Source organism: Nonomuraea sp. NPDC050202, from assembly GCF_040656115.1.
Taxonomy (GTDB): domain Bacteria; phylum Actinomycetota; class Actinomycetes; order Streptosporangiales; family Streptosporangiaceae; genus Nonomuraea.
In genome coordinates, this window is the sequence record NZ_JBFALF010000051.1 from 33,155 (window position 1) to 57,423 (window position 24,269).

Consider the following 24,269-nt stretch of genomic DNA (forward strand, 5'->3'; position numbering starts at 1 on the left):
GCCGGCCGTGCCGGAAAGCCGGATGCAAGAGATCGGCAAGGGCTCCCCCCTACGGTCCTCGCAACAACTGGATCATGCGAACGGGGAGAAAGCATGAAACTCTCGTCGAAGACCATGGGGGCGCTGGCGCTGGGGGGCGCGCTGACGGCGACCCTGCTGAGCGCTCCGGCCGCATCGGCCGCCACCATGCCCGGCTGCCCGGCGCCGCGAACGGTGAACGTCGACCACGGCTCGGGCGTCATGAAGGGCTCTTTCAACCTCAAGACCGCCCCGTACGCCGCCTGCGGGAACGTCGCCAGGCTACGCGCCGGCCAGGTCCTCTACTTCCACTGCTGGACCTTGAACAGGTACGGCAAGCACTGGGTGTTCGCCCGCGTCAAGGGCACCAACACCCACGGCTGGATGAGCCTGGACAACCTGCGCTCGGTCAAGAACAGCCGCCCGACCTTCTGCCCCGGCGAGGACCACCGCGACGGGTGACAGCCGGCCGACCCAAATAACCCAAAACGGACAAATGCATACAAACTGGATCCGCTGGGTAGGAGTACGGATCCAGGGGATCGATTGCCCACCCCATGAGGGCGCCCCTGCCGCGAGAAGCGGCCGGGGGCGTCCTCGTGTGCTGGGTGATCATGTTGGAGCGCACGCCGGCGCCGGGAGTCGTCCGTGACGGGCAACCACAGGAGCGGGCGGCGTCAGCCCGCCCGCGCCACCACGACCTCCTCGCTGTCCTTGTCGCGGGTCGCCCAGAGGTAGGCCAGCGCGCCGGCGAACAGCAGGATCGAGGTCCACTGGTTGATCCGCAGCCCCAGGAACAGCACCGCGTGGTCCACCCCGCCGACCGGGTCGATCCGCAGCCCCTCGATCCAGAACCGCCCGAACGTGTAGCCGGCGACATAGAGGGCGAACAGCCGGCCGTGGCGCAGCGTGAACCGCCGGCCGGCCAGGATCAGCGCGAAGCCGAGCGCCGTGGCCCACAGCGACTCGTACAGGAACGTCGGGTGGTAGAGCACGCCCGGCTCGCCGCCGTGCGCCTGGTCGATCTCCAGGCCCCACGGCAGGGTGGTGGGGCTGCCGTACAGCTCCTGGTTGAACCAGTTGCCCCAGCGGGCGATCGCCTGCCCGAACGCGATGCCGGGCGCGATCGTGTCGGCCACGGCGCCCAGGGACAGCCCCCGGCGGCGGCAGGCCAGCCACACGCCCACGCCTCCCAGGGCGACCGCGCCCCAGATGCTGAGCCCGCCCTCCCAGATGAACAGCGCCTGGTGGGGCTCCTTGATCGCGCGCGGGCCGAAGTAGGTCTGCCAGTCGGTGATGACGTGGTAGAGGCGGGCGCCGATCAGCCCGAAGATCACCGCGGGGAACGCGATGTCGTTGATCAGGCCCTGCTCGCCGCCGCGGGCGCGCCAGCGGCGCTCGCTCAGCCAGATGCCGAAGCCGATCGCGACGATGAAGCACAGGGCGTAGGCCCGGATCGGGATGAATCCGATGTCCCAGGCCCCTTGGGCGGGGCTCGGAATCGAGGCGAGGCCCATGGCGGAGAGCGTAGCCACGGCGGGCTAACGATTGAGATCCCTTCGTGCAACAGGTTCATGTCGCGCATCGCTGATAAACCGTTTCCATCGCTTCGACCCCTATTGACACGCATCGAAGCTCATGCTGCTATTCCCTCTGATGGTAAACGGTTCAACTCCGGGCCGTTTCGTTGAGATTTCGCCTATCCGACTGGAGTCCCCCATGGCGATGACGGCACGAGGCCGACGCGGCAGGACCCGCCGCCTGAAAGCGCTGACGCTCTGCGTCCTGACCGGCCTGGCCCTGGGCGCGACGGCGTCCGCGCCGGCCCTGGCGCAGGCCGGGACCACCGGCAGAGGCCCGGACGCGCGGGTCATGGAGCGGCTCGATCGCGGTGTGGTGGCCGTGCGGTCGGGCGAGCGGGAGGTGCTGGTGAGCTGGCGCCTGCTCGGGCTCGATCCGAAGGGCATCGCCTTCGACGTCGAGCGGTCCACCGACGGCGGGCCGTACCGCAAGCTCAACCGCGAGCCCCTGACCGGCGGCACCAACCACGTCGACGCCACCGCCGACCTGAGCAGGACCAACCGCTACCGGGTACGGCCGGTGCTCGACCGCCGGCCGCAGGCCCCGAGCAGGGCGTTCACCCTGGCGGCCGGCCACGCGGTCGAGCCGGTGGTGCGGGTGCCGCTGCGCCCGGGCGGGCCGATCAAGTTCGTCTGGGTCGGTGACCTGGACGGCGACGGCGCCTACGACTACGTGCTGGACCGCCAGACCGCGCCGCAGAAGCTGGAGGCCTACCGCGGCGACGGCACGTTCCTGTGGGAGATGGACCTGGGGCCCAACAGCACCAACCAGAACAACATCGAGGGCGGCTCGGCCACCATCGACGTCGGCCACAACGACGGGGTCACGGTCTACGACCTCGACAGCGACGGCCGGGCCGAGGTCGCCGTGCGCGTCGCCGACGGCGTCACGTTCGGGGACGGCAGCAAGCACGCCGAGAGCGACGCCGTCCGCCAGTCCATCGCCGTCCTCGACGGCCGGACCGGCGCCCCCAAGGCGGTCGCCCCGGTGCCGGACGACTACCTCTCCGACGGGCCGATGTACGCCCGCTTCGGCGTCGGCCACCTCGACGGCACCACCCCCAGCCTGGTCGCGTACATGAAGAACCGCATCGGCAACGGCGGCTTCAACCTCATGTACTCCGCCTGGAAGTACGACGGCCGCTCGCTGACGAACCAGTGGAAGTTCCTGCGCGGCGACCAGGACCTCCCGGACGGCCACAACACCCGCATCGTGGACGTGGACGGCGACGGCAAGGACGAGGTCGGCGAGATCGGGTTCCTGCTCAACGGCGACGGCACCCTGCGCTACAGCCTCGCCCCGCAGGGGATCATCCACGGCGACCGCTGGTTCGTCGCCGACATCGACCCCGCCCGGCCGGGGCTGGAGGGGTACGGCATCCAGCAGGACCACCCCGGCGGGCTGCTCGACTACTACTACGACGCCGCCACCGGCGCCATGATCTGGAAGCACGGCACCGACGCCCCCGGCGCCGACGCGGGCCGCGGCATGGTCGCCGACATCGACCCCCGCTTCCCCGGCATGGAGACCTGGTCGATCAACGGCGAGGTCAACTACGAGCAGGGCAGGCCCAACGGCCTCCACAACGCCGCCACGAACCGGCTCGCCGAGCCCGACACCACCAAGCAGCCCTGGCCGCACATGGGCGTGTGGTGGGACGGCGACCCGCTGCGCGAGCTGTTCAACGCCGACCCCTTCCCCGACCGGCGCGACGCCCGCATCGAGAAGTGGGACCCGTCCGCCCCGGCCCAGCCCTGGGCGCTGCCCCGCGTGGTGACCGCCTCCGGCCACGGCGCGGTCACCGCGCTGGGCAACTCCGTCTACCCGCACCTGGTGGGCGACATCCTGGGCGACTGGCGCGAGGAAGTGGTGCTGACCAGCGCCACCTTCGACGAACTGGTCATCCTCACCACCGACAGGCCGACCGACACCCGCCTCTACACCCTGGCGCACAACCCGGCCTACCGGAACGGCCTGACCCTCAAGGGATACCTGCAGTCCAGCAACGTGGACTACTTCCTGGGCCACGGCATGACCACGCCGCCCCAGCCGAGGATCAGGTACGCCGGTCCGCGCGGCTGAGATCGGGCCACGCGGCAGCGCCCGGCCACGGCCGCCCTCGGCGTCAGGCCGTGGCCGGGTGCGCCCGCCTCGTCGATCGAGCCATCTCTCACAGACTGCCGCCACCCTCCAGGACACCGCCCGGAAAGTCGTAAGGCGGCGTGCGTCGGGCGTACCTGTGGGAAAGTTGGGACCTCGTACGGTCCGGCCCGGGCCCGCGTCTCCGGGGCCGAGGGAGGTAGCGACGCGTGGCTCATCCGCATGGCCCGTGGAACCCCGAGGTGTCGGGGATCGACCCCGCGCGCATGGACGGCTTCGTCGCCGCCATGGACCGCGCCTGCATCGACGTCGCCGAGCAGACCCAGGCGATCAGGGCCGAGCTGACGCGCCTGGGGGTCGGCACGCTGACGTTGACGCCGTTCGTGGAGGTCGAACGCTGGGTGCGCGGGCAGGTGCCGAAGCTGCGGGCCCGCAACGCCGCCATCCGCAGGCGTGTCCCCGGCTGGACGCCGGGCATCGTGACCTACGACGAGGCCACGATGCCGTACGCCACCCCGGAGGAGTCCCGGCGCGAAGGCGCCGCCCTGGGCGCGCTCCACCTGCAGTACGTCCAGGCGGCCGAGCACGGCATGAGCAGCCCGCTGCCGAACGAGGCCGTGCAGCGCCTCAGGGAACTGATGGAGCGCGTGCTGGCGCACAAGGACGACCCCGACTTCGCCGCGGCCTTCTTCGGCCGGCTCGGGACATCCGGGACCATGGCACTGCCCAAGGACATCCTCGACCTGTTCGGGCCCGCCGCCCCCGGCCTCCGCACGGGGCCGGAGGAGAAGCAGCTCCTCGGCGACTTCAGCCGGCTGTTCGCCGCCGCCACCACCGCCTCTCCCCCCGATCCCCGCTTCCCCAAGGTCATGAGCGACCTCGAGCGGGGCGGGGAGGGCATCGACTCCGAGTCGCTGTCCTGGCTTGTCAGCGCGGGCGCCTTTCCGACGCAGTGGCTCACCGCCGTGGCCCGGCGTCACCTGACGGCCACCGGGCGGGCGGACGTCACCGGGCGGTTCCTCGCCGCCCTGTCGCACGACCCCACTGCGGCCCGGGCCGCGGTGACGGATCTCGCCGGGTTGAGCGCGCTGGTGTCGGGCGATCCGGATGCCGGCGATGCGTTCGGGCGGGTGCTGGCGGCGGCTTCGGGGGTGTATGACGAGAGGGACGGGGCGCATGGTGAGGGGGCTGCGGCGTTCGCGTTCCAGGTGATCACGCAGGGGCCTGGGCTGTTGAAGAACGATGCTATGAGGAGGTACTTCGCGGAGATCGCCGGGGCGTATGCCACGGAGTTCGCCGCGGGCGCCCAAGTGCTGGATCCGGACTCGCAACTGCCGAGTCGCTTCGGTCACTTCGACGACGAACTTGTGGGGACCACCCCGATGTTCCGCTTGTCCCTGGCGGACAGCTATCGCTTCATGCAGACCTTCGCGGACACAGATGTTCACATGGAGCCGTTCAACAAGGGCATGGCGGCGCTCACTCAGCAGCTCTTCGAGGCGGGTGTGCGGGCGGACCGTCATCTGCTGGCCTTCCCTCCTCCGGATCGCCTGCAGCCGGAGACCGCAGTCGAGCAGGTCTTCGCCCGGTTGGGCGCCGTCGCGGGCATACAGTTCGCCGCGATGAAGCGCGTCCGGGGTACCGCGGACCTCAAGGATCAGGAGGAGGTCGAACGCTTCGGGCAGGTACTGGACAAGGGTATGGACACAGGCATGCTGTTCCTCCCCACCGCAGGAGGACTGCCTGCGGCGGCGGGCTGGATGTTCCTCAGCTGGGGGATCAAGGACGGCATCGGCGCCGCGATGGGCCCGGACCTCCGGATGCCGGGGGTCGACCGGCAGGAGATGGAACATGCGCGCGCGGTCCTCCACGAGATCGCCACCGGACTCATTTCGCATGGCTACACCTCGAAGGACGCTCCTGTCGGGTTTCAGCCTCCGACCGACCCGCTCATTGTCGACGAACATGGGCAACTGCGCCCAAACGCGGAGATCAACGGGAGCCCGGAGGCGAGCAGGGCGTTCCTCGCCTGGTTGAAGGAGAACGGCAGCGTCGAAAGCGAAGCGGACCACCGAATGCTGGGAAGGTTGGTCGATGCGGCTGCCGCGAAGTTCGCCGGAGAACGAGACAGCGCGGAGAAACATCTGTCCACGACCGATCCCCAGCTGAACGAGATTCTGATCGGAGAAGACTGAGAAATGATCGGGCTATCCGCGGGGGATGCAGTCGGTCTCACCGGCGGCCAGGGCCTCATGGTCGCTGGGTGTCTCCAAGGTGATGCTGGTGCGGGACGAGGCCAGCTTCATGGTTGTCCTGGGCAGGCCAGGCCCGTAGGGCTTGTCCACCTTATAGCTCCACATCATGCTGAGCCGACCCACCATCTCGGCAAGGAGATGCTTATCCGACCTGGAAAAGGTCGATCTTGCGGCATAGGTACGTTTCACCCCGTCCGCCCCGCAAGCGACATCCTTCCCCCCAGAATCGGTCACCACCGTCTCCTCCGGATCCACCGACTCCATCAACTCGGTGATGTGCTCCTGAAGCGTCCGCCCCGCCTGCTCCACCGTCGGCCCCCGATCGGCCGTCGAGCAACCAGCCAGAACAGCCACAACCCCCACGGCAATCGCGCAACGCCACACCGATGCCATCGCGATCGTCTCCGTTCCGAACGTCTGCCCCGCCGCTCCCATACTCCATCACCAGGCCCCCGCCGTACCCGTAACGCCAGGATGGGTTGGCCACGATGACCGAGGTCCCGGTGGACAATCCCCGCTATACCGCCCTGCAACAGGCACTGGTCAAGGTCGAGCAGCACCTTGCCACGCTCCGGGCGGCGCTGGACGAGCCGTTCGAGCTCTTCTCCGGCGACGCGGTGTGGATCGGGCCGGTCGCCAGGAGGTTCGGCGAGGATCTGGGGCACTACAGGCGGCGGCTCAGGCAGCAGGCCGAGACGGTGGTGGCGGAGCTGGAGGCGGAGATCAGGCGGACGCCGCCGAAGGTGTCCCCCGCTGTGGCGCGGGAGGAGGCCGCGCGGCTGTCCGGCGGGCCGCGCATGTTCACCGCCTTCTAGCAGGCCCGGCCGGGCGTCCGGGGACGAGCCGCCGCCGGTCGATCGCCACGGTGGCCGCGGCCGGCCGGGAGTGCCGGCCACGCGTACGGCCCGGCCGCCGGCACCACGGGCCACCGGGCCGCTGGACCGTTCACGCCGCTCTGCCCCGCTGGACGTCTCCGCCTGCCGGTCCAGCCGCCACGCGCCCGCCGCCCGGTCAGCCTGCCCGGGGAGGCTCGATGGACAGCGCGTGGCGGAAGACGTTGCGCGGGTCCCAGCGGGCCTTCACCCGTTGGAGGCGGGGGTAGTTGTCCTTGTAGTAGAGCGTGTGCGCGGGCACGCCCGAGGTGTTCCACGCCGGGTCGGCCAGGTCGGTGTCGGGGTAGTTGATGTAGGAGCCGTCGTCGACCTCGCCGGGCACGGGCACGCCGCCGGTGCCGGCGTACACGTCGCGGTAGAAGCCGCGCACCCAGGCGAGGTTGGCCGCGTCGTCGGCCTCGTCGGCCCAGACGGTCTGGTAGACCGCTTTCATGATCACGTCCCGCTGGGCGATCGCGGTGGCGCCCGGCTCCACCGCGCGTACCTGGCCGCCGTAGCCGACGAGCAGCATGCCGGAGCCCTGCCCGCCGGTGGGGTTCGTCAGGTTGCGGTAGACGGCGGCGAGCTGGCTCTCGGTGAACGAGCGGCGCAGGTAGCCGGCCTTGATCTTGTAGCGGCGGACGATCACGTCGCCGGGCTCGCCGCTGCCCGGCCAGGTCATCCGGTGCAGCCACGGCATCGTCCGCCGGAGGTCGAGCGCGGGTGTGAGGTCGACGCCGGCGGTCACCGCGGAGATGAAGTCGTCCACCATGCCGCCGGCGCCGGGGAGGTCCGCGTCGATCTGCGCGACCAGCATGACGGTTCCGCCCGCGCGGTGCGACGGCTGGAGGATCCCGTACAGACCGGCGTACGGGGAGCCGGGCGCGCTGTTGCGCTCGTGCCAGGTGCCGAAGTTGCGCAGCAGCCCGGTGAGGGCCTGCTCGGTCATGTGCTCCCAGGGCCAGATGACCACGTGCTGCAGCATGTGCCGCGGCGCCGGCGGCAGCAGCCGGGACGGGTCGGCACCGCCGGCGCCGGGCGAGCGCAGCCAGTACCGGGTGACCACACCGAAGTTGCCGCCGCCACCGCCGGTGTGGGCCCACCACAGGTCGCGGTTGGGGTCGTCGGGCTCGCAGGTGGCGACCACCGCGCGGGCGGTGCCGTCGCGGCCGGCCACCACGACCTCCACGCCGTACAGGTGGTCCACCACGGAGCCGTACCGGCGGGACAGCGGCCCGTACCCGCCGCCCGCGAAGTGGCCGCCGGCGCCCACCTCCGGGCAGCCGCCCCCGGGGATCGTCACGCCCCAGCCCTTCAGCAGCGTCCGGTACACCTCGCCGAGGGTGGCTCCGGGCTGCACGGTGAACGCTCTGCGGCGGGCGTCGTAGCCGACCTCGTTCATCGGGGAGAGGTCCAGGAGCATCCGTACCGCCGGGTCGGCGGTGAGGTTCTCGAAGCAGTGCCCGCCGCTGCGCGCCGCTATCCGCCGGCCGGACCGGAGGGCGTCCGACACGGCGCGCACCACCTGGTCGGTCGATGCGACCACGCGGATCTCGTCCGGCGTGCCGGCGAAGCGGAAGTTGTTGCCGCGCAGGAGGTTGTCGTAGCGGGGGTCGCCGGGACGTACGGTCACCGGCCCGAATCCCGTCTCCCCTGCTACGCCGGTCGCCCCCGTCTCCCCCGTTCCCGCGGTTCCTGCCGTGCCCGCTGATTCCGCCGACGCGGTGCCTGTCATCCCCGCGCCGAGAACGGTGGCGCCCGCGGCGGTCAGCATCCCGCGGCGGCTCATCGCGGGGTTCGTGGCGGGCTGGTTCGCTTCTGGCATGTGGTTCGCTCCCTCGGATCGGAGGTCGCCAGCCTCGCAATCCGGCATCAGAGCGCACATCAGCCGATGTCATGAATCGGCGGCTGAGATCCCGGCCCCACCGAACGGCTGATCCCATCCGCCGAACGGCTGGTCCCCTCCTCCGGAACGGCTGGTCCCGTCCCCCGGAACGGCTGGCCCACCCCGCCGAACGCCGGGGAACCGGCCTCAGCTCGTCGCCGCCACCGTCTCGCCTTCGGGGTCGTCGTGCCTCACCGGTTCCCGGATCTCCAGGGAGCTGAGGCCGTGCCGCCAGCAATCCATGACGTGCTCCGCCCAGCGGCGTTCGAGGGCCAGGGCACAGGCGGCGCCGTGCAGGATGTCGCCGGCCAGCGACGGCTCCTGGGCGGCCAGGCCGGCGCAGAGGTCGAGGGCGGTGTGGTGGCCGGGCGGTGACGAGGTCAGCTCCAGCGCCGCGAGGTGTCCCGCCAGCGCGCCGCGCAGCCGCCGGTGGAGCCCGAACAACGACATGACGTTCGAGACGGCCAGCGTGATCCCGGGCACGTCGGGCAGGTAGGCGCCGTAGGTGTCGTCCAGGCCGAGCCCTCTCATGGTGGCTCTGAACAGTTGCGCCCCGCCGCCGTGGTCGACGGGCAGGGCCGTCTCGGCGTCGCCGGGCAGGCGCGGGAGCGCCCACGTGTGCGGGTCCTTCAGGTGGTGGATCGAGCGGTGCACGACGAGCTCGCGGTACCGTCCCAGGTCGGCCTCGCGCTGGAGCTGGGCCGCCGGCGAGGGGGCGCTCACCTCGTCCTTGGCCACCAGCTCGGCCAGCGCGTGGCGGACGTCCTGCGGCGGAACGGCCGGCGGGCGCGGGACGGCGAGCGCGAGCGCGGACTCCAGGGAGCGCTCCAGCTCGCGGCGGGTGGCCAGCAGCGACGGCTGCCACTCCCAGAGGTCGTCCACGTCGTCGAAGCCGCGCGAGTGCAGCTCGTAGCAGGCGAACAGGGCGAGCTGGAGGTCGCCGTCGTCGAGTGCCGCGGCCGGTGGCGGGGTGACCAGCGGCGGGTCCACCTCGCCCGGCGGGCCGCCGAGGCGGGCGAAGAGCTCGGCCGTGATCGGGCCGCGGGCGACGGGCAGACGCATCACGAACCTCCTCCGCTCGGGTCCCGGCTTGCCGCAACGGGCATGTGCGTCCAGCGCCGGCAGCTCACCTGCTGGTCGCGGTCATCTGCCCTGCCCCTGCCCGCTCAAACGGCCCACCGTGCAGGGCCGGTCGAAGACGGCCGGACGAGGTGGCGCCCGCCGCCTCCCCACCGTGCTCTCAGGGCAGAGCGACGGCCGCCGCCTCGACGTCGCGCGCTCAGGGCCGGACGCCGGCACCGCGGCCGCCTCGCCTGCTCTGGGCGAACGACGGCCACCGCGGCTGCTTCGCCTGGTCAGGGGCGCCGAGCGAGGCGGCGGCGACCGTGTCCGCGTCGCGGAAGAACGGGCTGTCTTGGCCGGGCCTGCCGGTGCCGGCCACCCGCCGCCGTACCGCGGGGCGGGGGCGCCACCCGGCCACCAGGGCGAGGGCCAGGAGCAGCTCGGCGAGGTCGCCGCCGTAGTACATGATCTCGGCGGCGCCGAGCCGCTGCTCCTCGGGCACGGGCAGGTCCACGGCGATCCCGGCGTACATGAGCTGGGACAGCCCGCTGTGCGCCGCGATCGCCACCCCCAGCACCACCAGCCGGGCCACCACGGACGGACGGCGCGGGGCCGGGTCGGGCCCGGCGATCACCCAGGCGAACAGGCAGCCCGACAGCAGGAAGTGCACGTGCACGGCCGCGTGCAGCCAGCCGTTCGTCGTGACGTGCCGGTAGAGCGGCGTGCAGTACAGGACGATCATGCCGCCCGCGCTCAGCACCAGCGCGGTGACCGGGTTGGCGAAGGCGTGCGCGGCGCGGTGGCGCAGCAGCCGGGCCAGGCGGCGGGCGTGGGCGGCGGGCAGGGAGCGCAGCAGCAGGGTCATCGGCGCGCCGAGCACCAGGCCGAGCGGCGCCAGCATGCCGATGAGCAGGTGCTGCACCATGTGGCCGCGGAAGTCGGTCGCGGCCCAGGCGGCGATCGGCCCCGTCACGGCCGCCGCCACCAGCGCGAGCCCGGCGGCGAACATCGCCGAGCGCCACCCCTTCCAGGAGGCGGCGCGGGCCGCCGGTATCAGGTAGGCCACCAGGGCCAGGAGCAGCAGGGCAGGCGTCACCGCGCCGGCGTGAGCGTGGTGGGCCGTCACGTCCGCTCGTCCCGCCGGCACAGGTCGAGCTCCCCGCCGCCGCGCTGCAGCGCCCAGCCGCCGAGCACCAGCAGCGCGCCGAGGAGCAGGAAGCCCAGGTCCCACCAGAGCTGGCCGGGGCCGGTGCGGACGTGGTGGATGCCCAGCAGGTGGTGGTCGATCACGCCTTCGACGAGGTTGAATAGGCCCCAGCCGGCCAGGATCCAGCCCCAGAGGTTCCGCGACCGCCAGATCCGGCCCCTGGAGGCGGTGACGCGGGAGTAGAGCAGGCCGAGCCCGATCAGCACCGCCAGCCAGGTGAAGGTGTGGAACAGCCCGTCCCACAGCGTGTTCATCCGCAGCCCTGGCACGGTGTCCACCGGGTAGTACCTGATGCCGAGGTTGTCGGTGTCGGTGCTGCTCAGCATGTGGTGCCACTGCAGGAGCTGGTGCAGCAGGATGCCGTCGACGAAGCCGCCGAGACCGACTCCGAGTATCGTCCCGGGCAGCGCGATGGCGTTGCGCGTGGCCATGAGGCTCCCTTTCGCGTGCTTCGCGTCCGGGCGGTGGCCTACCCCGCCAGAATCGCGACACGCCCGGGTGCCTCAGGCCCAGCCGGGATCCTTGCCGACTCCGCAGGCCTGCTTGGCGGGAGAGGCGGCCGGACAGCAAGGGCCGGCGCCGGCCAGGAAGGGCCGGTGCCGGCTAGGAACGGCCAGTGCCAGCTGGGAAGGGCCGGTGCCGGCTAGGGACGGCCGGTGGTCTCGGCGCGGAACCCCAGCACCGCCCGCGCGATCTCGCCCGGCTGCTCGGCCAGCATGTTGTGGCTGGCGTCCAGCTCCAGCACGCGCAGGTGCGGCCGGTCGGCGAGGAGGGGCAGCAGGTCGCGGCGGATGCCCGCGCGCAGCGCCGGCATGAGCTCGCCGACGCGGCCGGGCAGGCCGGGCAGGTTCCGCGTGGCCAGGACGAACAGGGCGGGGCAGCGGATCCGCGCGATGGGCGGGACGCTGTCCAGGAAGTACGGGTCGTGCCTGACCTGCCCGGCCAGCGCGGCGCCCGGCCGTACGAAGACGCCTTCGTCCGTGGTGAGCAGCGCCCGCTGCGGGTACATGGCGGCGTGCGCCTCCGGCAGCGGCTGCGCCATCGCCGCCGCCTGCGCGTCGAAGACGGCCTTCAGCTCGGCGAGCAGCGCCTGGAGGTCCTCGTGGTCGAGGCCGGCGTAGTGCCGCGGCTCGGTCTCGGCCGAGCGCAGGCCGTCGAGGTTGACGATGCCGGGCCCGTCCGGGTGGCGCAGCGCCCACCGCACGGCGACCATGCCGCCGAGGGAGTGGCCGACCACGAGGGGCTCGTCGAGGCCGAGGTGGTCGACGACGGCGCGGACGTCGTCCAGGACGGCCTCCCACTCCCACCGGCCATCGCCCGACAGGCCGTGGCTGCGCAGGTCCATCGCGACGACGCGGTGGGAGCCGGTCAGCAGGGACGCGACCTCGTCCCAGTGCAGCAGGGTGCCGCCGAGGCCGTGGAGCAGCAGGACGGGGGCGCCGTCGCCGCCGTGGTCGCGGACGGCCAGGCGGACCGGGCGGTCGTCGAGGACGAGGTCGGAGGGGGTCACTGGGCATTCTCCTTCGGGCGGTTGAGCCGGGCGTGGATGGAGGAGGTCGTGACGCCGCCCTCGGGGTGTTTGTCGAGCTTGCCGCGTTTGACAAGGTCGTGGACGCCCTGGCGGGTGATGCCGAGCATGGCGCCCGCCGTGGAGTAGGAGACGGCCGCCGCGGAGGGGTGTCCGGCACCCCGGGCCACGGCGCGGCCCAGCGGGGTGCGCCACCACTGCTCGGGCGGGTCGAAGGGCTCGTCGCCGGGGAACAGCACCGCGATCAGCCTCGCGGCGGTCAGCGTGGCCTGCCGCCGGTCGCGGCCGAGCAGCTGTGCCGCCCAGACCTCGGCCTCGATGCTCAGGCGGTCCTTGATCGGCTCCAGCAGTTCGCCGGAGGCCAGGAGGATCTCCAGGGGGTCGAGCACCCGGGTCTCCAGCAGCCGGACCAGCGCGGCCACCAGCTCGACGTGTTCGTCGGTCGTCGTCACTTGACGGACGATAGCAAGTACTTGCTATCGTCCGTCAAGTAGTCATGTTCACGGCAGAGGGGGTGGTCCGACGATGTCGATCCCGTGCCGCGCCGCGATCTCGCCCAGCGCGGCCTGGTCCGGGCCTGCGCCGGCCTCGACCAGGAAGTCGGCGAAGGCCGGGCCGTGGTGCAGCGTCAGGTACCGGGCGGAGTCGCTGGTCACCACGAACCCGTGGGGCCGTCCGGCGGGCAGCACGGCGGCGCAGCCGGCGCCGGCCAGGTGCTCGCGGCCGTCCACGATCACCCGCAGCTCGCCTTCGAGCACGACGAACGTCTCGCTGGCGGCCCGGTGCACGTGCATCGGGCTGCCGTGCCCGCGGCGGCCCGTGGTCTCCACGACCGCGAACGCGCCGCCGGTGTCGCGGCCGGTGACGCGCAGGTGATAGAGCTCGCCGAGGAACGACACGGTCTGCTGGGTGCCCGGAGTGGTGATCGCCGGCGTCCGGATCCGCGATGCGGGAGGTGGTGTCATACCGCCAGTCTCGCGGCGGCCGGGCCCGGCGTCCTGCCGACGCGTGCCCGGCCGCTCACGATTCGTGCAGGCCGTCAGCCCTTCCCGAGGGGTGCGCGCGTGCCGGCCGCCGCGAACCGGCCCACCCAGTAAGCCGTCCGGTCCAGGTACGCGGTCTGCGCCGCGGCGCCCGTACGCCCGTAGGCGCCCTCGTAACTCTGGTAGCCGGCCCGCGCGACCGCGGGCTCGATCACGCTGCCCTCGTGCCACTCGTTGAACGACGTGATCGACACCCACGTGGGCCCCGTCGCCAGGGCGTTGGACCACTCCTTGTCGTAGGTGGCGCCGTTGTCCCTGGCGAGGGTGGGCGTGGTGTTGCCGGGCACCGCGCGGTCGTCGAGGTAGCCGGGCCCCACGGACGGGGCCCACACGAGCCCGTGCTGCCGCGCGTGGTCGGCGGCCTGCTGCCAGCCGGGCGCGGTGGCGCCGGCGATCGCGTCGTAGGTGTACATCCCGTTGAAGTGGGCGATCTTCGTGGTGTCGGTGGTCTGGGCCAGGATGACGTTGTCGTCGTTGACCGCGTCGAGTGCGGACCAGTCGGTGATGCGCAGGCTCTCGAAGACGTAGAAGGCGTCGCTGAAGGCCGGGTGCGCGCCGTAGGCCTGGTTGATGTAGCGGATGTCCTCCACCGTGGAGGCGGCGGTGCGGCCGGAGTAGGGCTCCAGGTGCCAGGCCACCTTGAGCCCCTCCTTGGCCGCCGCGTCCAGGACGCCGCGGGCCAGGCCGTCCTCGTAGCTGCCTCGGCCCCACCAGCTCAGCACCAGCACCCCGGCGGCCGACTGCCTGATCCACTTCATGTGCTGGGCCACCGCGCCGGCGAAGTCCCCCGAGTCGTACGCGCCCAGGGCGGGGTAGAAGTCGGCGCCGATGTCGTCGGGAGGGGTGCGCCCGCCCTGCTGCCAGTGCCGCCAGCCGCCGCTGACCTGCGGGGAGCCGTACCAGGGGTAGTAGAAGACGTGCACCTTGTCCGACGGCGGCGGCGCCGTGCCGCCGCCGTCCAGGGTGATGGTGTCGATGTCGAAGAGGTTGCCGCTGCCGCCGGTGAAGACCAGGAAGAGCGGCCCGGTGGCGGAGCCGGTCAGCGTGGTGGAGACGTTCTGGAAGTTCTCCCAGCCGCCGGTGACGGGCACGGTGACCGAGCCGAGCAGGGTGCCGGTGGCCGAGCCCGAGCGGACCTGGATCGTGCCGCCCACCCCGCCGGACGAGACGCGGGCGGAGAAGCGGGTGGCTCCGGCGGTCGTGACGTTCGCGTAGCCCGCCCAGTCGCCGTTGTCCACGTAGCCGAGCGTCCTGCCGCCGCTGGCCGGCGGGTGGTCGGCGACCTGCACGCCCGCGCTGGAGGTGTACGCCTCGCCCTCGACGGTGACGCTGCCGGCGCCGAGCTCCTTGACGCGGATGTGGCGGAAGGCGACCTGGTCGGAGGCGCCGTGGTTCTGGATGCCGATGTGGCCCTGCCGCAGCGAGCGCAGGGGGTCGGTGTTGGTGAAGTCGTTGATGAGCACGCCGTTGAGGTGGACGCGCAGGCGTTCGCCCTCCACCAGCAGCTCGTAGGTGTTCCAGGAGCCGGGCGGGTTCAGCGCGGCGTCGCGGGCGGCCTGGTCGGCGGCTTTGAAGCCGTAGATGGAGCCCGTCGTGCGGTCGGGGGTGTCGGTGGCGTCGATCTGCACCTCGTAGCCGTGGTCCACGGCGGACTGCGGGTCGCCGGAGGCGGGGAAGCCGACGAACACGCCGGAGTTGCTGTCGCCGGTCAGTTTCCAGTCCAGTTTCAGCGAGTAGGAGCCGAGTTCCTTGGCCGAGTACCAGTACAGGCCCATGCCGCCCTGGGAGGTGAGGGTGGCGTCGGTGTTGGTGAAGCTGCCGGGGCCGGCTTGGGACCAGCCGCTGGTGGAGCCGTTGTAGAGCGGGGTGTAGCCGTGCTCGGGGCGGCAGTCGGCGTGGGCGGCTCCGGCCGCGTATCGGATGCCGCCGAGCAGCACGTTGCGGAAGGCGGGGTCGGTGTAGGACTCGGTGGTGTGGCCGAGGCCGGTGTAGAAGGCGCGGCCCTGTGCCTGGGGGTGGCACCAGGTGATGGGGTGGTCGCCCATGTCGCCGCCGCTGTAGGTGGCCTCGTCCAGGGTTTGCAGGACGTGTACCGAGGGGCGGGGGTTGGTGCGGTAGTTGTACCACTCGTCGGTGCGGGTCCAGGCGGGGGTGAGGTGGGCGGTGGCGGGGTGGGCGCGGTCCTCGGTGCGGACGGTGGCCTGCTGGATGGCGGGGTGGCTGGCGAAGGGGGCGCCGGTCAGTTGCTGGTAGTAGGACCAGTCGTATTCGGTGTCGGCGGCGGCGTGCACGCCGGCGTAGCCGCCGCCGGTGTCGATGTAGGTCTGGAAGGCGGCCTGCTGGGTGGGGTCGAGGACGTCGCCGGTGGTGTTGAGGAAGATCACGGCTTCGTAGCCGGACAGGTCGGCGAAGGCGCGGGCGTCCTCGGTGGCGGTCACGGTGAAGCCGTGGGCCGCGCCGAGGTCGCGGACGGCCTGGATGCCCGCGGGGATGGAGTCGTGGCGGAAGCCGGCGGTCTTGGAGAAGACCAGCACGTCGAAGGCCGGATCGGCGGGCACGGCGGTCAGGCTCGCCGCCACGAGCGCGAGGGTCAGGAGTCTGTGCAGCATCGCCGCCTACCTGGTGATCGTGAACGAGTCGATGTCGAAGAGGTTGCCGCTGCCGCCGGTGAAGACCAGGAAGAGCGGTCCGGTGGCGGAGCCGGTCAGCGTGGTGGAGACGGTCTGGAAGTTCTCCCAGCCGCCGGTGACGGGCACGGTGACCGAGCCGAGCAGGGTGCCGGTGGCCGAGCCCGAGCGGACCTGGATCGTGCCGCCCACCCCGCCGGACGAGACGCGGGCGGAGAAGCGGGTGGCTCCGGCGGTCGTGACGTTCGCGTAGCCCGCCCAGTCGCCGTTGTCCACGTAGCCGAGCGTCCTGCCGCCGCTGGCCGGCGGGTGGTCGGCGACCTGCACGCCCGCGCTGGAGGTGTACGCCTCGCCCTCGACGGTCGTGGCCGCCGTGGAGAAGGTGAAGGCGTCCACGTCCAGCAGGTTGCCCTGGCCCGTCACGCCCTTGAAGACGAGGAACAGCTTGGTCGGGCCGGTGGGGGCGGCGCCGTTCAGGCCGGCCGAGACGTCGGTGAAGGTGTCCCAGCCGCCCGTGTTGGCCACGGTGAGCGTGCCCAGCAGGGTCCCGGTCGCGGAGCCGGCACGCATCTCGATCGTCCCGCCGGGGCCGCCGGAGGAGACCCGGGCGGTCACGCGGGTGGCTCCCGCCAGCAGGTACGGCTCGAAGGAGATCCAGTCGCCGTCGTCGGTGAAGCCGACGGTCGCGCCGCCCTCGGCCCCGCCGTGGTTGGCGATCTGGACGCCCTGCTGGGCGCCGAAGTGCTCGGCCTGGCGGTGCGCCGGCTGCAGGGTGCGGACGCTGTGGCCGGTCAGCCCGCCCTGGTCGGTGTACTCGGCGTCGAAGACCCCGTAGAGGTTGGCCGCCGCGTCGTGCTCGCCGTCGGGCGGGATGGTGATCGACCCCTCGCAGCCGTTCTTCGAGGTGATGGAGTGGGTGTGGCTGTCATGGCCCACCAGGTACGTCACCTTGACGGCGGCGCAGTTCACGGCGCCGTCCTCGGGGTCGGTGACGGTGACCCGGAAGGGCACGGCCTGCCCGTAGGAGAAGAGCTGCCCGTCGGCCGGGGTGGTGAGCGTCACGGTGGGCGCGGTGTTGCCGACGGTGATCACCAGGCTGGCGGTGCCGGTCAGGCCCTGCGGGTCGCGTACGGTCAGGGTCGGCCGGAACGTGCCGTTGGCCGTGTAGGTGTGGGCCGGGTTCGCCTGCGTGGAGGAGGTGCCGTCGCCGAAGTCCCACGTGTGGGTGAGCGCGCCGCCCTCGGGGTCGGAACTGCCCGCGGAGGAGAAGGCCACGGTCAGCGGCGCCTTGCCGGAGGTCCTGTCGGCGCCGGCCCTGGCGACGGGGTTGCGGTTCGCGCCGCCGAGGTACTCGATCCGGTACAGCGCCTGGTTGCCGCCGCCGGTGCCGTAGTCCAGCACGTACAGGGCGCCGTCGGGGCCGAACTGTGAGTCGATGATCTGCGTGCCGTCCCACGGGAAGTCCTCGATCACGCCGGGCGTGCCGTCGCTGTCCACCTCGATCGCCTTGATCCACTGGCGGCCGAACTCCATGGCGAAGTAGCGGCCGTCCAGCGACTGCGGGAACTTGACCATCGAGGAGGAGCCGGCGTCGTAGCGGTAGACCTCGCCGCCCATGGGCGACTCCGAGCCGCCGCCGAACTCCGGGGGCGAGCCGGCGTCGCCGTACTTGATCCAGCTCGGCTGGGCGGCGGGCAGCCTGGCCAGGCCGGTGTTGCGGAAGGAGTTGTTGACCGGGCCGCCCGCGCAGTCGTACTTGGCGCCGGAGGGGCCGCTGGGGAAGGTGTACTCGTTGTAGGTCTCGGCGGCGGTGTTGGTGCCGGTGCAGTACGGCCAGCCGTAGTTGCCGGGCGCCGTGATGCGGTCGAACTCCACCTGGCCGCCGGGCCCGCGGCCGGGGTCGGCGCCGCCCGCGTCGGGGCCGTAGTCACCCAGGTAGACCGTGCCGGTCTGCTTGTCGACCGACATCCGGAACGGGTTGCGGAAACCCATGGCGTAGATCTCGGGCCGGGTGCCCGCCGTGCCGGGCGGGAAGAGGTTGCCCGCCGGGACGGTGTAGCCGCCGCCCGGCTGCGGCTTGATGCGCAGCAGCTTGCCGCGCAGGTCGTTGGTATTGCCGGAGGAGCGCTGCGCGTCGAACTGCGGGTTGCGTCCGGTGCGCTCGTCGAGCGGGGAGTAGCCGCCGGACTCGAAGGGGTTGGTGTCGTCGCCGGTGGTCAGGTACAAGTTGCCGGCGGCGTCGAAGTCGATGTCCCCGCCCACGTGGCAGCACTGGCCGCGGTCGTTGGGCACTTCCAGCACGACCTGCTCGCTGGCCAGGTCGAGGGTGTTGTCGGCCTTGAGCGTGAAGCGCGACAGGTTCAGGTGCCCCTTCCACGGCGCGAAGTCGGCCTCGGTGCCGGTCACGGGGGCGTCGCCGGGCGGGGTGTTCAGCCTGGGCGAGTAGTAGAGGTAGACGAAGCGGTTGGCGGCGAAGCCGGGGTCGGCGGCGATGCCCTGCAGCCCCTCCTCGTCGTGGGTGTAGACGTCGAGCTTGCCCGCCACCTTCGTGGCGCCGGAGGCGTCGGTGTGGCGGACCGTGCCGTCGCGGGCGGTGTGCAGTACGGACCTGTCGGGCAGGACCGTGAGCGACATGGGCTCGCCCAGTTCGGACGGCCCGAGGGCGAGCTGGACGTGCTGGTAGTCGCCGGGTGGGATGTCGATCGCCGCGGCACCGGTGAACACCAGTGACGCCGCGACGAGCAGCCTCGGCCACGCAGACATGGGCTTCCTTTCCTGACCGGGGGGACGTCAGGCAAGGCGCGCGCCGACCGCGCTTTGCTGTGGGGAGTGCGCTTGACGATTTGTCGGGCGGTTTCGGGATCCAACGAGTTGCTTACCGCGACGAAATATGGCTGTCAAGAGCTTGACCGTTCAGCGACTGAACGGTGACAGGCGACGGAGATCCGCAAAATCTCGATCAGGTAGCGCAAATTGACGGCTGGAGCGCTCCACCCTCTTGCATGGGCGGGGCTGGAGGGCCTTTAATCCAGACGCACGCCCGCCTGGCATCGACGGAAGGTTGCGGCGGCCCCCTGCCGCCGACCACGGGGGCCCGCCGCATGTGGGTGCCGTCCTCCCGTGCCGGGCGGGCGCATCCGTGCTGCCGCGCGAAACTTACAGTCGCTGTACGCACCTTGACATCCGCCCCTCGGGTCGGCATGCTGCGCCTCACAAATCGATTTGTGTCCTGAGGAGCACATGACCGACTTTCCGCGTCGGGCATTGGTCATCGGGTGCGGCCGGGAACGTCGGCCGGGCCACCCTCGACCTGCTCGCCCGCCGGAAGGTGACGGCGACCGGGCTCGACCTGCGCGACCCCGGCGGCCTGCCGCTCGACCGCATGGCGGTGGGCAGCGCCGGCGATCCGGAGGTCGAGGGTGTTGCACCCGGCGTACGTGCCTGTGGACGAGGAGATCCCGCTGCAGGTGGAGGACCCGTACGGGCTGTCCACGCAGGCCGACGAGCTCACCGCGGCGATGATGAGCCGCCGGCACGGGATGACGACCGTGGCGCTGCGCTTCCCCCGGCTGGGCGGGCCGCGGGACAAGCTCCGGCACGCGGCGCGGGAGTGGGCCGCCGACCGGGCCGCCGGCGCCAGGGAGCTGTGGAGTTACCTGGACGTGCGCGACGCCGCGCGGGCGGCGTGGCTGGCCGTCACCCGGCCGGTCGAGGGGCACCACGTGGTGACCGTCGCCGCGCCGAACACGCTGATGTCCGAGCCGACCGAGAAGTTGCTGGCCGTGTTCCATCCCGACAGCGAGCGGCGGGCTCCGGTGTCCGATCGCGCCGTGCCGGTCGATCTGGGTGCCGCCGAGCGGGTCGATCTGGGTGCCGCCGAGCGGGTGCTGGGCTTCACCGCGCGGCACGTGTTGCCGTGACCGGGCGCGCGCCCGGGAGACGTCCACTACGGCGCTCCTGGAACGGCCGGCGGCTACCCGGGGCAGCCGTACCCCGACGGCTGGGCCGCCACGGTGCGCAGGCCGGACGGAGGGCTGGAGGCATCCTAAAAAATTCTAGCGACTGAAAGGATCGTGTCGGTGTAAGATCTCGGCATGCCCACCCAGCAGCCTCCGGCCAGGCGTGAGCGGAAGAAGGCCGAGATGCGGCGCGCCATCGCCGACGCCGCGCTCCGCCTGTTCGCGCTGCGGGGGTTCGACGCGGTGACGGTCAACGAGGTCGCCGAGGCGGCGGACGTGTCGGCCAAGACCGTCTTCAACTACTTCCCCGTCAAGGAGCAGCTCTTCTACGAGCACGAGCCGCTGCTGGCGGGCGACCCCGCCGAGGTGGTGCGGCACCGGCGGGGCGGGCGGACGGCGGTCGCGCTCAGCGGGCTGCTGCGCGCCGAGCCCGCCGGCGACCTGGCGCTCTTCGGACGGGTGTACCGCGACAGCGACACCTTGCGCGCGTACGGCCGCGAGCTGTTCGCGGGCCGCGAGCACGCACTGGCCGATTTCCTGACCGAGCCGCTGACCGAGCCGCTGACCGAGCCGGTGGCAGGGCTGGTGGCAGGGCCGCTGACCGAGCCGGTCACAGGGCCACTGGCCGAGCCGCTGGCCGAGCCGGTGCCTGGGCCAGAGGCGGAGCCGGTGGCAGCGCGAGTGGCGGGGCCGGTGACTGGGCCGGTGACTGGGCCGGTGACTGGGCCGGTGACTGGGCCGGTGACCGGGTCGGTGACCGGGTCGCTGATCGGGTCGGTGGCCGAGGGGGCGAGCGGGCTCAGGGCGCGGATTTTGGCGGCGGCGGCGCTGGGGCCGTTGCGACAGGTGTGGGAGTCGATCCTGCTGGAGGCGGCCGGCCGGGTGCCGCCCGCCGAGGCCGTCGCGCGGGGCGTGCGCACGCTCGAGGAGGCCTACGCCGTGCTGGGCGGCGCCTTCGAGGGCTTCCTCCAGGGACGCGGAGCGCCCGTGGGTCTCCCCCGGCACGGCGGCGCGACCGCGGGCCTCCCCGAGGGACGCGAGGTGGCCGAAGGCCCTGGCGCAGGAGGGCTCCTCCGAGGCCCCGGCGGGCAGCCGCGTGCGGTCAGGGGTGAGCGGCCGAGCATCAGGCGGGTGGCCGACCTGGCCGGGGTGAGCGCGACGACCGTGTCGCACACGCTCAACGGCCGCCGCCCGGTGGCCGAGGAGACCCGGCGGCGCGTGCTGCGGGCCATCGAGGAGCTCGGCTACCGGCCCAACGTCCTGGCCCGGGGCCTGCGCACCAGCCGCAGCCAGACCGTCGGCCTGATCATCCCCGACATCACCAACCCGTTCTACCCGGCGCTGGCGCGCGGCCTGCAGGACGTGCTCGGCCCCGCCGGCTACGACCAGATCATCAGCAACACCGACGGTGTGCGGCGGGCGGAGCGGGCCGCGATCGAGCAGATGATCGCCCGCCAGGTCGACGGGCTGGCCTTCGCGGTGTTCCACACCCACGCCGAGGACCTCCTGCCGGTCATCGAGGCCGGCATCCCGGTGGTGCGGCTCGGCGGCCGGCTGGCCCAGCGGGGCGTGGACGTGGTCCACAGCGACGACGAGGGCGGCGCCGCCGAGGCCACGCGCCACCTGCTCGACCGCGGGTATCGCAGGATCGCGTTCGTGTGCGGCCCGGCGGCCGAGGGCCCGGCGGCCGAGCGCGTCGCCGGCTACCGCGCGGCCCTCGCCGAGGCCGGCGTGCCGGCCGGCCAGGCGCTCGTGGCGCACACCGAGTTCAGCCGCGCGGGCGGCGCGGAGGGCGTGGCGCGGCTGCTGGAGCTGCCCGAGCCGCCCGACGCCGTCCTGTGCGCGAACGACGTCATGGCGATCGGCGCCCTCGACGTGGCGGCGCGGCGCGGCCTGCGCGTCCCGGACGACCTGGCCGTGATGGGCTTCGACGACATCGACGCCGCCGGCATGGTCTCCCCCGGCCTGACCACCATGGCCAACCCGGCCCGCGAGATCGGCCGGGCCACGGCCACGCGGCTGCTCGAACGGCTGCGCGGCGCCATCGACGAGCCGTCCTCCGAGCTCGTCGTCCCCGCCCGCCTGGTCCGCCGCCGATCCACCTGAACCAACCCCCACCGCCTTGGCCCCCGCCGGCCTCGTCCCCGCCGATCCACCTGAACCCGCGCCGACCTGAGCCCCAGCCGACCTCGCGTCCGCCGCCGCTCCACCTGAGTCCACGCAGGTTTCGTCCGCCGACGCTCCGCTTGAGCCCTCGCAGGCCTCGTCCGCCGCCGCTCCGCTTGAGCCCTCGCCGCCGGACCGGCCACGCCCGCTCGCCTGAGCGCCCGCCACACTCACAGCTCGCCGATCCGGCCGGGGCGGGCTCTTGACACCGCATGCGCCGCGTGTAGATTTCGGAGTCATCTTAACGATTTGCGCCGCCAGGCCTGGCCTCGACGAGGCGAGGGCCCTCGTGGATCAGGCCTTCGTCGCGCCCGCGGTGGCGTTGTTCCTGCTGATGGGGGCGTACACGATCGCCGGCGGGTTCCTGCTGAGCTTCGCGAAGTGGAACGGTTTCACCCCCGAATGGCGCTGGGTCGGGCTCGGGAACTACGCCGACCTGCTGCACGCCGACCCGTCGCTCGCCGCCGACCTGCGCCGGGCGGCCGGGAACACGGCTCAGGTCATGGTCGTCACGCCGCTGCTGACCGTGGCCGTGGCCCTGCCGCTCGCGGTGATGCTGAACTCCATCACCCGCCTGCGCGCCGTCCTGCGCTCGGTGTTCTTCCTGCCGTACGTGACCGCCGGCATCGCCGTCTACTACGCCTGGCGGTACGTGCTGGCGCCGGACGGCGCGATCAACCTGCTGCTCGGCTCGCTGGGCCTGGGCAGCCTGCAGCAGCCCCAGGGCTTCCTCGGCAACCCGGGCACGGCGCTGCCGGCCCTGATCGTGATCCTGGTGTGGTCCAGCGTGCCCATCGCCACGCTGCTCTACCTCAGCGGGCTGCAGGCCATCGACCGCGCTCTCGTCGAGGCGGCGCGGATCGACGGCGCCGGCTCCTGGCACGTCCTGCGCCGCATCGTCTGGCCGCTGCTGCGGCCGATCACCGTGGCCATCGTGCTGCTGGGCGTCCGCGACGCGCTGCACGGCTTCCAGCTCTTCCTGATCACCACGAACGGCGGCCCTGGCGGCCACACGGACGTGCTCGGCCTGATGGCCTACCGGCTGGCGTTCATGAAGGGCCTGGCGCCGTCGCTGGGTCACGCCAGCGCGCTGGGCTGGCTGCTGTTCGCCGGAGCCGTGCTGCTGACCCTGGCCAACGCGCGGCTGCTGCGGAGGGTCCGGTGAAGCGGTTCGCCCACGCGGGGCTGATCGCGTACGCGGTGATCAGCGTGTACCCGTTCCTGTGGATGGTGTCGGGCGCCTTCAAGGCGCGCGGCGAGATCCTGGAAGGCGGCCTGCTGCCGCGCGAGCCCACTCTCGACACGCTCGTCGCCACGTGGAGCCGGCTGCACTTCCTCGACTACTTCCGCAACAGCCTCCAGGTCACGGCGCTGACCGTGGCCGGCGTCCTGGTGGTCTACAGCCTGGCCTCCTACGCCTTCGCCGTGCTGGACTTCCCCGGCCGCCGCCTCCTGTACTGGTTCTTCGTGGCGCTGCTGTTCGTCCCGGGCATCACGGTGCTGCTGCCGGTGGTGATCCTGGAGAAGAACCTCGGGCTGCTGGGCACCCACCTGGGGCTGGTGCTGCCCTTCGTCAACGGCACCGCGCCGCTGACGGTGCTGCTGCTGACCGCCAGCTACGGCTCCATCCCTCGCGAGCTGCGGGAGGCGGCCAGGTCGGACGGCGCGGGCGAGGCGCGCATCTTCTGGTCGGTGTACCTGCCGCTCGCCAAGCCGGCGCACATCACCGTGGCCGTGCTGACGGCGGTGCCGACCTGGAACGAGTACGTGCTGACCCGGGTGTCGCTGTCGGACCGTTCGCGGTTCACGCTGCCGCTGGGGCTGGAGTCGCTCGTCTCCAGCGAGGTGCCGCGCTACAACGAGGTGATGGCGGCGTCGCTGATCATCGTGCTCCCGGTGATCGCCCTCTTCCTGCTCCTGCAGCGCTACTTCGTCAACGGGCCGGCGGGGGCGATCAAGGGGTGAG

At 72.2% G+C, this 24,269-nt stretch carries 19 protein-coding genes; 8 read left to right on the top strand and 11 right to left on the bottom strand.

Going from position 1 to position 24,269, the window contains the following annotated elements:
• The first annotated feature begins 93 nt into the window (after positions 1 to 93).
• Positions 94 to 480, top strand: a complete 387-nt coding sequence (locus AB0I79_RS57050; protein WP_357893344.1) for a hypothetical protein — start codon at positions 94 to 96, stop codon at positions 478 to 480.
• Positions 481 to 695: 215 nt separating this feature from the next.
• Here AB0I79_RS57050 and lgt read toward each other — a convergent pair whose 3' ends face one another.
• On the bottom strand, positions 696 to 1,535 hold the full coding sequence (lgt, locus tag AB0I79_RS57055) for a prolipoprotein diacylglyceryl transferase (RefSeq protein WP_357893346.1): 840 nt from the start codon (positions 1,533 to 1,535) through the stop codon (positions 696 to 698).
• A gap of 202 nt (positions 1,536 to 1,737) precedes the next feature.
• Here lgt and AB0I79_RS57060 point away from each other — a divergent pair, with 202 nt between their 5' ends.
• Both AB0I79_RS57060 and AB0I79_RS57065 read left to right on the top strand, forming a co-directional pair.
• On the top strand, positions 1,738 to 3,681 hold the full coding sequence (locus AB0I79_RS57060; protein ID WP_357893348.1) for a hypothetical protein: 1,944 nt from the start codon (positions 1,738 to 1,740) through the stop codon (positions 3,679 to 3,681).
• Between the two features lie 227 nt (positions 3,682 to 3,908).
• Positions 3,909 to 5,894, top strand: a complete 1,986-nt coding sequence (locus tag AB0I79_RS57065; RefSeq protein ID WP_357893350.1) for a hypothetical protein — start codon at positions 3,909 to 3,911, stop codon at positions 5,892 to 5,894.
• A 12-nt stretch (positions 5,895 to 5,906) separates the two neighbouring features.
• Here the strand turns inward: AB0I79_RS57065 and AB0I79_RS57070 are convergent, their stop codons facing one another.
• Entirely contained in the window at positions 5,907 to 6,389 is a 483-nt protein-coding gene (locus tag AB0I79_RS57070) for a hypothetical protein (protein WP_357893352.1), read from the bottom strand.
• A 53-nt stretch (positions 6,390 to 6,442) separates the two neighbouring features.
• On the opposite strand from AB0I79_RS57070, the gene AB0I79_RS57075 reads away from it, so the two are divergent.
• Complete coding sequence (locus AB0I79_RS57075; protein ID WP_357893354.1) at positions 6,443 to 6,769, top strand: hypothetical protein; 327 nt, start codon at positions 6,443 to 6,445, stop codon at positions 6,767 to 6,769.
• A gap of 196 nt (positions 6,770 to 6,965) precedes the next feature.
• Here the strand turns inward: AB0I79_RS57075 and AB0I79_RS57080 are convergent, their stop codons facing one another.
• The 9 genes from AB0I79_RS57080 to AB0I79_RS57120 form a co-directional block, all read right to left on the bottom strand.
• Positions 6,966 to 8,651 carry an FAD-binding oxidoreductase gene (locus tag AB0I79_RS57080; RefSeq protein WP_357893356.1) on the bottom strand — a complete coding sequence of 562 codons (1,686 nt, stop codon included), beginning with the start codon at positions 8,649 to 8,651 and terminating at the stop codon, positions 6,966 to 6,968.
• A gap of 207 nt (positions 8,652 to 8,858) precedes the next feature.
• On the bottom strand, positions 8,859 to 9,773 hold the full coding sequence (locus AB0I79_RS57085) for an iron-containing redox enzyme family protein (RefSeq protein WP_357893358.1): 915 nt from the start codon (positions 9,771 to 9,773) through the stop codon (positions 8,859 to 8,861).
• 217 nt (positions 9,774 to 9,990) lie between these two features.
• Positions 9,991 to 10,899 carry a cytochrome c oxidase assembly protein gene (locus tag AB0I79_RS57090; RefSeq protein ID WP_357893360.1) on the bottom strand — a complete coding sequence of 303 codons (909 nt, stop codon included), beginning with the start codon at positions 10,897 to 10,899 and terminating at the stop codon, positions 9,991 to 9,993.
• Positions 10,896 to 11,411, bottom strand: a complete 516-nt coding sequence (locus AB0I79_RS57095) for a DUF2243 domain-containing protein (protein WP_357893363.1) — start codon at positions 11,409 to 11,411, stop codon at positions 10,896 to 10,898. The genes AB0I79_RS57090 and AB0I79_RS57095 overlap by 4 nt, the downstream gene beginning before the upstream one ends.
• Positions 11,412 to 11,623: 212 nt before the next feature.
• Positions 11,624 to 12,490, bottom strand: coding sequence for an alpha/beta hydrolase (locus AB0I79_RS57100; protein ID WP_357893365.1), 867 nt, complete (start codon positions 12,488 to 12,490; stop codon positions 11,624 to 11,626).
• Positions 12,487 to 12,960: a hypothetical protein gene (locus AB0I79_RS57105; RefSeq protein WP_357893367.1), complete on the bottom strand. Its 474-nt coding sequence runs from the start codon at positions 12,958 to 12,960 to the stop codon at positions 12,487 to 12,489. Before AB0I79_RS57105 ends, AB0I79_RS57100 begins: the two co-directional genes overlap by 4 nt.
• Before the next feature lie 48 nt (positions 12,961 to 13,008).
• Positions 13,009 to 13,473, bottom strand: coding sequence for a cupin domain-containing protein (locus AB0I79_RS57110; RefSeq protein ID WP_357893369.1), 465 nt, complete (start codon positions 13,471 to 13,473; stop codon positions 13,009 to 13,011).
• A gap of 74 nt (positions 13,474 to 13,547) precedes the next feature.
• Positions 13,548 to 16,160: a ThuA domain-containing protein gene (locus AB0I79_RS57115; protein WP_357893371.1), complete on the bottom strand. Its 2,613-nt coding sequence runs from the start codon at positions 16,158 to 16,160 to the stop codon at positions 13,548 to 13,550.
• 6 nt (positions 16,161 to 16,166) lie between these two features.
• Positions 16,167 to 18,941, bottom strand: coding sequence for a carbohydrate-binding protein (locus AB0I79_RS57120; protein ID WP_357893373.1), 2,775 nt, complete (start codon positions 18,939 to 18,941; stop codon positions 16,167 to 16,169).
• Positions 18,942 to 19,615: 674 nt separating this feature from the next.
• Between AB0I79_RS57120 and AB0I79_RS57125 the strand changes: the two genes are divergently transcribed.
• The 4 genes from AB0I79_RS57125 to AB0I79_RS57140 all read left to right on the top strand — a co-directional run bounded on the left by AB0I79_RS57125 (position 19,616) and on the right by AB0I79_RS57140 (position 24,268).
• A complete protein-coding gene (locus AB0I79_RS57125; RefSeq protein ID WP_357893375.1) occupies positions 19,616 to 20,098 on the top strand; it encodes an NAD-dependent epimerase/dehydratase family protein in 483 nt (160 codons plus the stop codon).
• 174 nt (positions 20,099 to 20,272) lie between these two features.
• On the top strand, positions 20,273 to 22,243 hold the full coding sequence (locus tag AB0I79_RS57130) for a substrate-binding domain-containing protein (RefSeq protein WP_357893377.1): 1,971 nt from the start codon (positions 20,273 to 20,275) through the stop codon (positions 22,241 to 22,243).
• A gap of 349 nt (positions 22,244 to 22,592) precedes the next feature.
• A complete protein-coding gene (locus AB0I79_RS57135) occupies positions 22,593 to 23,468 on the top strand; it encodes a sugar ABC transporter permease (RefSeq protein WP_357893379.1) in 876 nt (291 codons plus the stop codon).
• Positions 23,465 to 24,268, top strand: coding sequence for a carbohydrate ABC transporter permease (locus AB0I79_RS57140; protein ID WP_357893381.1), 804 nt, complete (start codon positions 23,465 to 23,467; stop codon positions 24,266 to 24,268). Before AB0I79_RS57135 ends, AB0I79_RS57140 begins: the two co-directional genes overlap by 4 nt.
• The last annotated feature ends 1 nt before the right edge of the window (position 24,269 follow it).

Excerpts from the sequence above, each read along its gene's own strand:
- AB0I79_RS57050 (WP_357893344.1), top strand. The coding sequence starts at position 94 with ATGAAACTCTCGTCGAAGACCATGGGGGCGCTGGCGCTGGGGGGCGCG.
- lgt (WP_357893346.1), bottom strand. The coding sequence starts at position 1,535 with ATGGGCCTCGCCTCGATTCCGAGCCCCGCCCAAGGGGCCTGGGACATC.
- AB0I79_RS57060 (WP_357893348.1), top strand. The coding sequence starts at position 1,738 with ATGGCGATGACGGCACGAGGCCGACGCGGCAGGACCCGCCGCCTGAAA.
- AB0I79_RS57070 (WP_357893352.1), bottom strand. The coding sequence starts at position 6,389 with ATGGGAGCGGCGGGGCAGACGTTCGGAACGGAGACGATCGCGATGGCA.
- AB0I79_RS57075 (WP_357893354.1), top strand. The coding sequence starts at position 6,443 with ATGACCGAGGTCCCGGTGGACAATCCCCGCTATACCGCCCTGCAACAG.
- AB0I79_RS57080 (WP_357893356.1), bottom strand. The coding sequence starts at position 8,651 with ATGCCAGAAGCGAACCAGCCCGCCACGAACCCCGCGATGAGCCGCCGC.
- AB0I79_RS57085 (WP_357893358.1), bottom strand. The coding sequence starts at position 9,773 with ATGCGTCTGCCCGTCGCCCGCGGCCCGATCACGGCCGAGCTCTTCGCC.
- AB0I79_RS57095 (WP_357893363.1), bottom strand. The coding sequence starts at position 11,411 with ATGGCCACGCGCAACGCCATCGCGCTGCCCGGGACGATACTCGGAGTC.
- AB0I79_RS57110 (WP_357893369.1), bottom strand. The coding sequence starts at position 13,473 with ATGACACCACCTCCCGCATCGCGGATCCGGACGCCGGCGATCACCACT.
- AB0I79_RS57115 (WP_357893371.1), bottom strand. The coding sequence starts at position 16,160 with ATGCTGCACAGACTCCTGACCCTCGCGCTCGTGGCGGCGAGCCTGACC.
- AB0I79_RS57120 (WP_357893373.1), bottom strand. The coding sequence starts at position 18,941 with ATGTCTGCGTGGCCGAGGCTGCTCGTCGCGGCGTCACTGGTGTTCACC.
- AB0I79_RS57130 (WP_357893377.1), top strand. The coding sequence starts at position 20,273 with ATGCCCACCCAGCAGCCTCCGGCCAGGCGTGAGCGGAAGAAGGCCGAG.